Annotated in this window: 13 protein-coding genes; 1 reads left to right on the forward strand and 12 read right to left on the reverse strand. The window is 65.8% G+C overall.

Annotated elements, in window-relative coordinates; all coding sequences use genetic code 11:
* Positions 1-5: 5 nt before the first annotated feature.
* From IHE57_RS10275 to IHE57_RS10330, 12 genes are all read right to left on the reverse strand, one after another.
* Entirely contained in the window at positions 6-602 is a 597-nt protein-coding gene (locus tag IHE57_RS10275; RefSeq protein WP_209372872.1) for a histidine phosphatase family protein, read from the reverse strand.
* Positions 599-976: a ribosome silencing factor gene (rsfS, locus tag IHE57_RS10280; RefSeq protein ID WP_209325155.1), complete on the reverse strand. Its 378-nt coding sequence runs from the start codon at positions 974-976 to the stop codon at positions 599-601. The genes IHE57_RS10275 and rsfS overlap by 4 nt, the downstream gene beginning before the upstream one ends.
* Before the next feature lie 31 nt (positions 977-1,007).
* Positions 1,008-2,402 (reverse strand): hypothetical protein, encoded by a 1,395-nt coding sequence (locus IHE57_RS10285; RefSeq protein ID WP_209372873.1) that lies wholly within the window; start codon positions 2,400-2,402, stop codon positions 1,008-1,010.
* Entirely contained in the window at positions 2,395-3,000 is a 606-nt protein-coding gene (gene nadD / locus IHE57_RS10290) for a nicotinate-nucleotide adenylyltransferase (protein ID WP_209325153.1), read from the reverse strand. The genes IHE57_RS10285 and nadD overlap by 8 nt, the downstream gene beginning before the upstream one ends.
* A 1-nt stretch (position 3,001) precedes the next feature.
* Complete coding sequence (locus IHE57_RS10295) at positions 3,002-3,160, reverse strand: hypothetical protein (RefSeq protein WP_209325152.1); 159 nt, start codon at positions 3,158-3,160, stop codon at positions 3,002-3,004.
* Between the two features lie 195 nt (positions 3,161-3,355).
* The gene (locus tag IHE57_RS10300; RefSeq protein ID WP_209372875.1) at positions 3,356-4,645 is read right to left on the reverse strand and encodes a glutamate-5-semialdehyde dehydrogenase; all 1,290 of its coding nucleotides are present in this window, start codon (positions 4,643-4,645) and stop codon (positions 3,356-3,358) included.
* Between the two features lie 3 nt (positions 4,646-4,648).
* Positions 4,649-5,815, reverse strand: coding sequence for a glutamate 5-kinase (gene proB / locus IHE57_RS10305; RefSeq protein ID WP_209372877.1), 1,167 nt, complete (start codon positions 5,813-5,815; stop codon positions 4,649-4,651).
* A complete protein-coding gene (obgE, locus tag IHE57_RS10310) occupies positions 5,812-7,380 on the reverse strand; it encodes a GTPase ObgE (RefSeq protein WP_209325149.1) in 1,569 nt (522 codons plus the stop codon). Before obgE ends, proB begins: the two co-directional genes overlap by 4 nt.
* A gap of 101 nt (positions 7,381-7,481) precedes the next feature.
* Positions 7,482-7,733: a 50S ribosomal protein L27 gene (rpmA, locus tag IHE57_RS10315; RefSeq protein WP_209325148.1), complete on the reverse strand. Its 252-nt coding sequence runs from the start codon at positions 7,731-7,733 to the stop codon at positions 7,482-7,484.
* Positions 7,734-7,748: 15 nt separating this feature from the next.
* Positions 7,749-8,057: a 50S ribosomal protein L21 gene (rplU, locus tag IHE57_RS10320; RefSeq protein WP_209325147.1), complete on the reverse strand. Its 309-nt coding sequence runs from the start codon at positions 8,055-8,057 to the stop codon at positions 7,749-7,751.
* Positions 8,058-8,297: 240 nt separating this feature from the next.
* Positions 8,298-8,612, reverse strand: coding sequence for a chorismate mutase (locus tag IHE57_RS10325; protein ID WP_209325146.1), 315 nt, complete (start codon positions 8,610-8,612; stop codon positions 8,298-8,300).
* Positions 8,613-8,697: 85 nt separating this feature from the next.
* Positions 8,698-10,227, reverse strand: coding sequence for an alanine/glycine:cation symporter family protein (locus IHE57_RS10330; protein ID WP_209325145.1), 1,530 nt, complete (start codon positions 10,225-10,227; stop codon positions 8,698-8,700).
* Between the two features lie 142 nt (positions 10,228-10,369).
* Between IHE57_RS10330 and IHE57_RS16395 the strand changes: the two genes are divergently transcribed.
* Complete coding sequence (locus IHE57_RS16395; RefSeq protein ID WP_253720143.1) at positions 10,370-11,665, forward strand: SPFH domain-containing protein; 1,296 nt, start codon at positions 10,370-10,372, stop codon at positions 11,663-11,665.
* Positions 11,666-11,708: the final 43 nt, after the last annotated feature.

Genomic DNA, 11,708 nt, shown 5'->3' on the forward strand with positions numbered 1-11,708 from the left:
CGGGATCAGCGGGCGACCGCGCCCCAGCTGCGCAGCACCCATGCCCCGCCGGTATAGCCGAATTCTCCGTGAGCACAGTTGCGAAGCACCCCGATGCGCCCGGTGCCGCGGAGTCCGAGGAGGATCTCGGCGGCGCCGCGCAGAACGGCACCGTGAGCGACGATCGCCACCGTCTCGGCGGCAGTGGACTCGACGATGTCGGTGATCGCGGCGGCGACGCGCCTCCCAGATTCAGAGCGCGATTCGCCGCCCGGAGGCGCGATGTCGGCACCGGCGGCCCATTCGCTGAGCTCAGCGGACCAGGTGGCGGCCACCTCGGCGCGGGTCGATCCCTCCCACTCGCCGAAGGCCGCCTCACGCAGGCGCTTGTCACGGACCGGTTCGACACAGGTGAGGCGGGCGAGGCTGTCCGCGGTCTCGGCCGCCCGCGAGAGGTCGGAGGAGACGATGAGTTCGGGTCCGAGATCCGCGAGTCCGCGGGCCGCGTCCTCGGCCTGGGCGCGGCCGACGTCGTTGAGGGGGACGTCCGACTGCCCCTGAAAGCGGCCCTCGACATTGAAGTCGGTCTGGCCGTGGCGCCAGAACAGGACCGTCTTCGTCATCGAGCCTCGTCGGAGCCGGGCAGCTGCAGGTCGATGACGGGCACATCCTTCCACAGCCGTTCGAGTGCGTAGTATTCGCGCTGTTCGGTGGAGAATACGTGGACGACGATCTCACCGAAGTCGAGCAGCACCCAGTCGCTGCCGCGGCCTTCGCGGCGCAGAGGCGTGCGATCGTGTTCGAGCTGCACGGCTTCCTCGACGGCGTCGATGATCGACCCGATCTGACGTTCGTTGTCGGCGGAGATGATGAGGAAGGCATCGGTGATGTAGAGCGTGGAGCTCACATCGAGACCGACGAGGTCGGTGCCGAGCTTCTCGTCCGCGGCTCTGGCCGCGGTCCTCAGCAGTTGGGTTGATTCGGCGATCTCGCTCACAAGATCCTTTCGGGTGGATGCAGGAAGGGGGTCAGAGGAACATGACGAGGGCGATGACGATGAGTGCCAATGCGAAGAATGCAGCCACGCCGAGGATGATGTACGGCATCTTCGAGGGCTCTTCGCCCATGAGGATCTTTCCGTCCTGACCGGTCACCGAGCTGGCTCGGATCCGCGTTCCCGGGGGGTTCTCCGTCTCTTCGTCCTCGTAATCGGCGTTCGGCAGGGCCCATGCCTCGGGCACCGCGTCCATGGGACGGGTCTCCGGGTTCGCCGCCAAGGCGCGTGCCGCGTCATCGGACCCGGACTCGGACGCCTGGGTCCCCGCAGAGCCCGACCAGTCCGTCGGGGCATCCGCAGCGCCGGACTCCGACTCAGCCGAGGGTGCCTCCTGTGCAGGAGAAGCCTGTCCGTTCGCCGACTCATCGACCTCCGGGGCCTGGGCCGATGCCGCCGTGACGACCCGCACCCCGGACGTCGAGGGCGGCTGCACGATCGGCATCCGGCGCGAGCGAGAACTCGGCTCGGGCCCCTCGTCCTCCCCCGACGAGGGGGCTTCGGCGCTCAAGACGTCGTCGTCGGACACGGCAGCGCTCGGGGCCTCATCCTCGGTCGCGTTCTGACCGGTCTCGGCAACGCTCCGATCGGTCCCTGCTGCGTCCTCGCCCTCGAGCGCCGAATAGGGCTTGGACAGGGCATCATAGGGTTCGTCGTCGAGCGACGTCGGGCGCGGAGCCGATTCGGCTGTCACCGGAGCTTCGAAGTCGCGTGCCGCGACTTCTTCGGAGGCGCCGCCGAACCCGGCGGCATCGTAGGATTCGTGTTCCTGCTCCGGCTGCTCCGTCTCGTCTGTCGCTTCGGGCAGCTCTGCCGAATCCGTCTCCGAGACTTCGGGCACCGGCCCGGTGAGGCGGCCTTCGGCTGCGGCCCGTCGCTCGGCCAGCTCCTCCTCGTCGGCGACGACCGGCAGGGCCCCGGTGGACAGGTCACCGTTGAGTGAGAGTCCGTGTTCGCGCAGATACCGCTTCTTCTCGGCACGGGACTCGAAGTGCGGCAGCGGAGTCCGCTGCGGGTCGAGACGGTCCTCGGCATTGACAGGCGGTCGTGATTCGAGCGGATGGTCCGAAGCCAGGGCGCCGCGCTCGTGATTGGTCCGCGGTGACGGAGCGGGGTCGATGCGGGAGTCCGTCTCTGCCCCGACCGAGTCGAAACCGGAACCAGATTCGGGACCGGTCTCCGCGCCGGCTGCGGACGCATCCGGCGCCGCTTCCGGCTTCTTCGGCGGCAGCGGGCTGAGCAGATCTGCGCGGGAGTTCGGCGCCTCGTTCGGCTGCTCAGGAACCCCTCGTGCCTCGAACGCCTGTTCCGCCGCCAGCCGCTCGGCTTCTCGCCGGGCTCGACGTGACGTGAACTGCTCCTCAGCCATTCTCACTCCTGTACAACTCGTATTTCGCGATGTACTGCACGACTCCGTCGGGTACGAGGTACCAGACGGGCGCGCCATCCATCACCCGTTGTCTGCAATCCGTGGACGATATCGCCAGCGCCGGAATCTGCACGAGACTCAGCCGGTCAACAGGCAGGCCCTCCCCATGGAGTTCGTGCCCCGGTCGGCTGACCCCGACGAAGTGTGCCAAGGAAAACAGCTCATCCACATTCTTCCACGTCAGAATCTGAGCCAAAGCGTCCGCGCCGGTGATGAAGAACAACTCCGTGTCCGAACCGTAGCTTCGAGCCAGATCGCGCAGCGTATCGATAGTGTACGTCGGGCCGGGACGATCGACGTCGACACGTGAGACGGTGAAGCGCGGATTCGATGCCGTGGCGATGACGGTCATCAGATATCGGTGCTCGGCGCTGGTGACCTCTTCGACATCCTTCTGGTACGGCCGCCCGGTGGGGACGAAAACCACCTCGTCGAGGTCGAAGGTCGCTTGGACCTCACTTGCCGCGACGAGGTGGCCGTGGTGGACGGGGTCGAAGGTGCCGCCCATGACACCGACTCTGCGTCTGTGCTCTGCCATATCAGTGGCGGTGCGAAATGCCCTTCCACGACCGAGTCACAATGCCCATCGTGAGGAAGATCGCCAGAGTGATGAGTCCGAAGTAGATCGGATCCATCGGCAGCTCGGTGTGGGCTGAATGCTCCGCACCCTGGGCTGCGGCCATGATGGCTGCGTTCACGTCATATCTCCTTACTGATTGCATGCGACGCTGTTGGAGCGCGTCGCATTCACTGTCTTCTCAGTTTCTCACGAACGTGGCGGGAAACCGGCATCGACATGATGTCGAGCGATGACGGATGCCGATGATCGACGTCCTCGGTCCCGGACCAGTGATTCCCGGGACCCGATCCGGGGCAGGAACGGGACTGTCGGGTCAGGACCGGATCTGGCCATTGCCCATCATCACCCACTTCGTCGTCGTCAGCTGTTCGAGGCCCATGGGGCCGCGGGCATGCAGCTTCTGTGTGGAGATGCCGACCTCGGCACCGAAACCGAGCTCCCCGCCGTCGGTGAAACGGGTGGAGACGTTGACTCCCACGGCCGCGGCGTCGATCGCTGCGACGAAGGTGTCAGCATTGTCGAGGTCCTTCGTCACGATCACCTCGGTGTGCCCGGAGCTGTACGCTCGGATATGATCGATGGCCTCCTCGATGCCCGAGACGAGCTTGATCGCGATTTCGAGACCCAGGTACTCCTTTGCCCAGTCCCGCCGCGATACGCGCTTGATCTTCATCGCAGCCGGTGCCAACGCCGAGACCTCGGAATCGGCATGGACGACGACACCGGACTGATCGAGTCGGTCGAGGATCTTCGGCAGTACGCGCTTCGCGGCCTTCTCGTGGACGAGCAGCGTCTCCAACGAGTTGCACACGCTGGGCCGGTGGGTCTTCGAGTTGAGCACGAGATCGACGGCGGTCTTCACCGTCGCCGTGGAATCGATGAACATGTGCACGTTGCCGACGCCGGTCTCGATGACGGGAACGATGGACTCCTGGACGACCATGTTGATCAGCTCGGCGCCGCCGCGCGGAATGAGCAGGTCGACGTAGTCGCGGGCGTTCATGAGGACATTGGCTCCCTCACGCCCGTACTGGTCGATGCCGTTGACCGTATCGGCCGGCAGTCCGACCGATTCGACCGCGCTGCGCAGGATGGAGATGATCTCCGCGTTCGAGCTCTGGGCGGCCGACCCGCCCCGCAGGACGGAGGCATTGCCCGATTTGAGAGCCAGGATGGCGATGTCGACGGTGACATTGGGCCGGGCTTCGTAGATCGCCCCGACCACGCCCATGGGAACCCGGGTCTGGGTCAGCCGGATGCCGTTGGGCAGTGTCCGTCCGACGACGACGTTGCCGACCGGGTCGGCGAGGTCGACGACCGCTTCGACGGACTCGGCGATCGCCGAGATGCGTTCGGCGTCGAGGCGCAGACGATCGAGCAGGGCCTCGCTCATGCCGTTCTCGGCACCTCTGGCGATGTCGGCATCGTTGGCCTTGACGATGCGGTCGGTTCCCGTCCGCAGCGCCTCGGCGATGGCGATGAGTGCGGCATTCTTCTCCGCCGTCGACGTCGTTGCGAGCAGGCTCGAGGCGGCCTTGGCGTTGCGCGCGATCCGGGTCACGCCGCGGACTGTCTTCGGGTGGATCTCGGATGCTGCTGTCATGGGCTATCTCCCCCCGCTCACCTGTGTGAGAACGAGATCGTTTCGATGGATGACCTCTTTACGGTAATCATTTCCCAGACGGGTGCCAAGTTCCTCGGTCGTGGACCCGAACATCGTCGGCAGCTCGTCCGAGGAGAAGTTCGTCATGCCCCGGGCGATGACCTCGCCCTTGAGGTTGCGGATCTCGACCGGGTCCCCGGCCTCGAAATCGCCCTCGGCCCCGGTCACGCCCGCTGCGAGCAGGGAGGTGCCCCGAGAGAGGACCGCTTGTTCGGCTCCGTGGTCGATGGTGACCGAACCGAACGTCCGCGCCAGATGGCGCAGCCACAGCAGGCGGGTGCCGCGACGTCGATGGGTGACGGAGAAATAGGTTCCGACCTGCTCCCCTGCCAGCGCCGAGGCGGCCTGCGACGCTGAGGTGAGCACGGCAGGGATTCCGGAATCGGTGACCATGATCGCGGCATCGACCTTGGTCGCCATTCCCCCGGTTCCGGTCCCGGCCAAGCCGGTGCCCCCGATGGCGATGTCCTGCAGATCGCCGATTCCGTGCACGTGGTCGATCAGGCGCGTCCCGGGCCGATCAGGGGGGCCCGAATAGAGGGCGTCGACGTCGGAGAGGAGCACGAGCGCATCTGCGTGGGCCAGATGGGCGACGAGAGCGGCGAGACGATCGTTGTCACCGAACCTGATCTCCTCGGTGGCCACGGCATCGTTCTCATTGACGATCGGCAGAGTGCCCAGAGCCAGGAGCTTGTCGATCGCGCGCTGGGCGTTCTTGTACTGCGTCCGGCGAATCAGATCGTCCGCCGTCAGCAGCACCTGACCGGGCACGAGATCGTAGCGGCCCAGAGCCCGGGTGTAGGCGGCCATGAGCAGCCCCTGGCCGACTCCGGCGGCCGCCTGCTGACTGGCCAGGTCCCGTGGGCGCTTCGTCAGTCCCATCGGGTCGAGGCCGGCCGCGATCGCGCCGGAGGACACGAGGATCACCTCGTGGCCGGCGGCCCGGTGCGCTCCGATCACATCGGTGAGTGCGATGAGCTTGGCCTCGTCGAGGCCTCCATCGATCGTCGTCAACGAGGAGGAGCCGACCTTGACCACGATGCGCCGGGCAGTGGCGATGTCCTCGCGGGTCGGAAGGGCGGAACCGTCCCCGTTCGGTGCGGCGCTCACTCCTCGCCGGTCCCCGTTGCAGGGTCCGCTGCCGATTCGGGCGTCGATCCGCCCTTGCGCTGACCCCGCTCGGCCAATCGCTCCTGCTCGAACTCGGCTCGCACGGCGGCTTTCGCATCCATCCGCTCGTGGTAGGCGGCCTTGCGCTCCTTGCGGGTCGCCCGGGCCTCTTCCTCCAGGCGGGCATCGCTGCCACGGGAGCCGAGGAGTTCGGCACCGCCGACAGTGGTGGGGTCCCAGTCGAAGACGACTCCGTCCTCGCCGCCGACGACGATCGTGTCCCCCGGCTTGGCTCCGGCCTTGAACAACGCATCTTCGACGCCGAGGTGTTCGAGTCGGTCAGCCAGATAGCCGACGGCTTCGTCGTTGCCGAAGTCCGTCTGCTGCACCCACCTGCGCGGCTTGTCCCCGAGCACTCGGAACAGGGGCCCTTCCGAATCACGGTCGGCGATGATCTCGAACCCACGATCGTCGACGGCTTTCGGGCGGATGACAACGCGCTGCGGGGTGGCTTCGATCTGCTCACGGCGCTCGCGTTCGGCCAGCACCAGTTCAGCCATCGCGAAGGACAGTTCGCGCAGCCCCGCATGGCTGACGGCGGAGATCTCGAACACGCGGTAGCCGGCGGCTTCAAGATCGGGACGGACGATGTCGGCGAGGTCCCGACCGTCGGGGATGTCGACCTTGTTCAGTGCCACGAGCTTCGGGCGTTCGGACAGCGGCAGCAGACCGCTGCCGTCGTCGAGGTCGACGGCATAGGCCGCGAGCTCGGATTCGATGATCGCCAGGTCGGAGACCGGGTCGCGGCCGGGCTCCCAGGTCGCCATGTCGATGACGTGGACGAGGCCGGCGCAGCGTTCGACGTGGCGAAGGAACTCCAGACCCAGACCCTTGCCTTCGGAGGCTCCCGGAATGAGGCCGGGAACGTCGGCGACGGTGTAGCGCGTATCTCCTGCCTGGACGACGCCGAGGTTGGGCACGAGCGTGGTGAATGGGTAGTCGGCGATCTTCGGCTTCGCCGCGGACAGCGCCGCGATGAGGCTCGACTTCCCCGCGGAGGGATAGCCGACGAGGGCGATGTCGGCGATCGTCTTGAGTTCGAGGACGAGGCTGAGGGTCTCACCGGGTTCGCCCAGCAGCGCGAAGCCCGGGGCCTTGCGCTTCGTCGAGGCCAGGGCGGCATTGCCGAGTCCCCCGCGGCCGCCGGCGGCCGCGGTGAATTCGGTGCCGTCGTCGACGAGGTCGGCGAGGACGTCCCCAGCGGTGTTCTTGACCACTGTTCCCTCAGGCACGGCGATGACGAGGTTCTGTCCGTCGGCGCCGTGCCGCAGGTCGCCCCTGCCGATTCCGCCGCCGTCGGCCCGCAGATGTGGGCGGTGGTGCAGCGGCAGGAGCGTCGTGGTCTGGCGGTCGACTCGGAAGACGATATTGCCGCCGTTGCCTCCGTCGGCACCGTCGGGGCCGCCGAGAGGTTTGAACTTCTCGCGCCTGATCGAGGCGCAACCGTTCCCACCGTCGCCGGCGGCGAGGTGAACGGTGACACGATCTACGAACTCGGTGGCCATAATGTCCTTATATCAGATGAAGGGTGAGTCGTGGCGACTCACCCTTCATGGTCCCCGTGCGGGGAGAGATCATATTGGAATCGGATCGGATCCGGGGAGGATCAGGCTCCGACGATGTTGACGATCTTGCGACCGTTGCGGGTGCCGAACTCCACGGCGCCTGCGCTCAGAGCGAAGAGGGTATCGTCTCCTCCACGGCCGACGTTGGCTCCGGGATGGAACTTGGTTCCGCGCTGACGAACGATGATTTCGCCGGCCTTGACGACCTGACCGCCGAAGCGCTTGACGCCGAGGTACTGTGGGTTCGAGTCGCGACCGTTGCGGGTCGAGCTGACTCCCTTTTTGCTTGCCATGTGAGAAGTCTCCTCTTACTTGATGTTCGTGATCTTCAGACGGGTGAGGTCCTGGCGGTGGCCCTGACGCTTCTTGTACCCGGTCTTGTTCTTGTACTTCTGGATCACGATCTTTGGACCGCGGAGCTCGCCTGCGACCTCGGCGCTGACCGAGACCTTCGACAGAGCGTCGGCGTCGGTCGTGACCGTCTCACCGTCGACAAGAAGCACGGCCTCGAGTTCGACGCTGTCCCCAGCCTTCGCCTTCATTCGGTTGACTGTGATGATGTCGCCGACGCTCACCTTTTCCTGGTGGCCTCCGGCGCGGACGATGGCATAGACCATGGTCGAACCCTCTTTCTGCTAATACACAAACGAACGGCGGTTATCCCTTGGCTGCCTCGAAGTCTCCTCCGCAGGCCTCCCATTGAGAGGAATCTCCAGCCGTGGCGCGTCACGCGCACCGACGATCAATTCTAATCGAACCTCCAGGGCATCGGCAAACCCGATGAGCCGCCGCCTCGCTCCCGTCCGCGGAACTGTGAGGCATCTCTCCTCCCCGGCGGTGAAGCCGGGACGGCATCTTCACTCTCGCGCTTCGGCGATGCGCTCGTGCCGGCGGATCACCTCGGCGACGATGAAGGCGAGGAACTTCTCGGCGAATTCGGGATCGAGATGGGACTCCTCGGCCAGCACACGCAGGCGCGCGACCTGTCGGGCCTCGCGCGACTCGTCGGCCGGCGGCAGCCCATGATCGGCCTTGAGCTCGCCGACGCGCTCGGTGAGTTTGAACCGCTCGGCCAGGAGGTGGACGAGGGAGGCGTCGATGTTGTCGATGCTGTCGCGCAGCTGCACCAGTCGCTCCTGGGCGCGTGTCTTTCCGTCTCTGTTCTGCTCCACGGCACCAGTCTAACGATGCGCCGACACGGCAGTGCGCCGCGTCTCACGGATCGCGGCGCACTGCCCCGCAGCGTCAGGGGCTCGCTCAGGCGGGCTCGTCGACGGGCACGGCGTCCCTGGTCTCAGGATCCGTGAGCGTACCGGCTCTGCGGTCGGCCAGATACTTCTTCATCTCCTTCTTCACCACCGGCATGAGCAGGTAGAGGCCGAGGATGTTGATGAAGGCGCACATGAACAGTGCGGCGTCGGCGAATTCGACGACCTTGGAGAAGGTGGCCACACAGCCGATCACGACGAAGATGCACACGAGGGCACGGAACACGGTGACGCTCGCCTTCGCATTTCCGAACAGGAAGCTCCAGGCCTGCTCACCGTAGTAGGCCCAGGTGATGAGGGTGGAGAAGGCGAAGAGCGCAACGGCGATGGCCAGCAGCACCGGATACCAGGAGGCGACGGTGGAGAAGGCGTCCGAGGTCAGTGCCACTCCCCCGATCTCACCGGCGCCGAGGTCCTCACGATAGGAGGCCTGGTTGGCCACGATGATCGTCAGCGCCGTCATGGTGCAGACGATGACCGTGTCAATGAAGGGCTCGAGCAGAGCGACGAAGCCTTCGGAGATCGGGCGACGTGTCTTGACCGCCGAGTGGGCGATCGGCGCCGATCCGATGCCGGCCTCGTTGGAGAAGGCCGAACGCTGGAACCCGATGATCATGACTCCGACGACGCCGCCGGCGATCCCCTGCGGATTGAACGCACCCGCGAAGATCTCGCCGATCGCGTGCGGGATGTTCGAGAAGTTGAGTCCGAGCACGAGGAGGCAGGAGACGACGTAGAAGATCGCCATCCCGGGCACGAGCTTGTCGGTGACCTTCGCGATGGAGCGGATGCCGCCGAGGATCACCAGTGCGACGAGGGCGGCGAACACGATTCCGAAGGCGAGAGAGGCGAAGGGCCCGGCGAGGAAGCCGTCATCCCCGCCGGTGGCGGTGCGCACCTGGGCGAAGGTCTGGTTGGCCTGGAACATCCCACCGCCGACGACGCCGAAGATGAGGATGGCGATCGCGAACAGTCCCGTCAGCGTCGCTGCCACGGGCCTGCTGAAGCGCCGGAATGCGACAGGGAGGTACTTGAACGGTCCGCCGTGGACTACTCCGTTCTCGTCGATCTCGCGGTACTTCACTCCGAGGGTGCATTCGACGAACTTCGTGCACATGCCGAGCAGGCCGGCGACGATCATCCAGAAGGTCGCGCCGGGACCGCCGAGGGCGATGGCCACGCCGACGCCCGCGATATTGCCGAGGCCGACGGTTCCCGACAGGGCCGACGCCAGCGCCTGGAAGTGGGTGACTTCTCCCGGGTCGTCCTGCGAGGAGAATTTCCCCCGGACGATCTCGAGCGCGAGCTTGGCTCCGCGGGCTTGGATGAATCCGAAATACACGGTGAAGGCCAGGGCCGCGAAGATCAGCCACAGGACGACGAACGGAAAGGAGATCTCGCCGATGGTGATCGGGAAGAAGATGATGTTGCCGAACCACGTCGCGATCGGATCGAACCAGGAGTTGATGGCATCGTCGACCGGAGACACCGGTTCTGCAGAGAGTTGAATGTTGTTCATGGTCACTCAAGATCCCTAAGACGTACGTCACATACAAGGCTTCGGTCCGGGGAGGTGCGTTCATTTATCAAACCGTTATCCAACGGGGGCCGCCACGGTCGTTCTGAGACCCGCGTCTCATTCTGTGACCTAGACTGGAGGCATGACTGAGAATCCCCAGCAACACGGACGACGCCCCCACCAGCCCCCGAATCGCGGGTCCCTCCCGATGGGCGACCCGACTCCGCACTACCAGGACGGACACACTCAGCCGGCCTCGTATCCGGGTGCCGAGCCCGTGACGAATCCCAACGGCCATTACGGGTCTCAGGGTTCTCAGGCCGGCTCCTCGGGTTCTCCCGAATCTCCGGTGGCGTATGGGCCTCCCGGCGGTGCACAGGCGAACACCGGCGGACCGCAGACGCGTGGCGGCGTGCCCGGTCCCGCGGCATCGCAGACGCCCGGCGGAGGCCGGAGCCGGCGTTCGGCTCAGCCCTCCCCCGCCTCGCCGCCGGGTCCCGGAGATGCTCGTCCCACACGCATCGTCTCCCCGGACGGCGAGCGTGTGCGGGAACGATCTGCCGGCGGCGTCTCAGGCTATTTCGCGATCGTCGGAGCCGTCGCCGTGCTCCTGCTGGCACTGCTCCTCGGTGTCGTCGGCTTCGTCCTGACCTTCGCCCAGACCGTGATCGGCGTCGTCCTGATCATCTTCGGCATCCTCTGCTTCATCGCCTCGATGTTCCTCTTCAAGGGCTGCACCTCAGTGGCGCCCGGACATGCCGTCGTCCTCCAGCTCTACGGCAAATACGTCGGCACCGTCCGGCAGTCGGGTCTGCGCTTCGTCAACCCCTTCTATACGAAGGACCAGGTTTCGACCCACATCCGCAATCATGAGACATCGACGCTGAAGGTCAACGATCTCGACGGCAACCCGATCGAGATCGGCGCCGTCGTCGTCTGGCAGGTCAAGGACACCGCTCAGGCGATGTTCGAGGTCGACGACTTCGAGGAGTTCGTCGCCATCCAGGCCGAGACCGCTGTCAGACACATCGCGAATTCCTATGCCTACGATTCCTCCGATCCCCGTCGGATGTCCCTGCGTGACAATGCCGACGAGATCACTTCGAAACTCTCCGACGAGGTCGCCGCCCGGGTGATGGCCGCAGGTGTGACGATCATCGAATCCCGCATCACACAGTTGGCCTATGCTCCGGAGATCGCTCGGGCCATGCTGCAGCGTCAGCAGGCGACTGCCGTCGTCGCCGCACGCCAGCTCATCGTCGAAGGTGCCGTGGGAATGGTCGAGACCGCTATCGAGCAGATCGAGGGACGGCAGATCGTCAGGCTCGGGCAGGCCGAGCGCAGCGATCTCGTGTCGAACCTCATGATCGTCCTCTGCGGAGATCAGGCGGCCCAGCCGACGATCAGCACCACCCGCAATCAGCAGTCGGAGGGCTGATGGCCGGCCGTGTCGCGTGCACAGGAATCGCCGGCGAGCAATG

Origin of the sequence: Brevibacterium renqingii (genome assembly GCF_017808105.1) — a bacterium.
In the GTDB taxonomy this organism is placed as follows: Bacteria; Actinomycetota; Actinomycetes; order Actinomycetales; family Brevibacteriaceae; genus Brevibacterium; species Brevibacterium renqingii.

Excerpts from the sequence above, each read along its gene's own strand:
- IHE57_RS10275 (WP_209372872.1), bottom strand. The coding sequence starts at position 602 with ATGACGAAGACGGTCCTGTTCTGGCGCCACGGCCAGACCGACTTCAAT.
- IHE57_RS10285 (WP_209372873.1), bottom strand. The coding sequence starts at position 2,402 with ATGGCTGAGGAGCAGTTCACGTCACGTCGAGCCCGGCGAGAAGCCGAG.
- nadD (WP_209325153.1), bottom strand. The coding sequence starts at position 3,000 with ATGGCAGAGCACAGACGCAGAGTCGGTGTCATGGGCGGCACCTTCGAC.
- IHE57_RS10300 (WP_209372875.1), bottom strand. The coding sequence starts at position 4,645 with ATGACAGCAGCATCCGAGATCCACCCGAAGACAGTCCGCGGCGTGACC.
- obgE (WP_209325149.1), bottom strand. The coding sequence starts at position 7,380 with ATGGCCACCGAGTTCGTAGATCGTGTCACCGTTCACCTCGCCGCCGGC.
- rpmA (WP_209325148.1), bottom strand. The coding sequence starts at position 7,733 with ATGGCAAGCAAAAAGGGAGTCAGCTCGACCCGCAACGGTCGCGACTCG.
- rplU (WP_209325147.1), bottom strand. The coding sequence starts at position 8,057 with ATGGTCTATGCCATCGTCCGCGCCGGAGGCCACCAGGAAAAGGTGAGC.
- IHE57_RS10330 (WP_209325145.1), bottom strand. The coding sequence starts at position 10,227 with ATGAACAACATTCAACTCTCTGCAGAACCGGTGTCTCCGGTCGACGAT.
- IHE57_RS16395 (WP_253720143.1), top strand. The coding sequence starts at position 10,370 with ATGACTGAGAATCCCCAGCAACACGGACGACGCCCCCACCAGCCCCCG.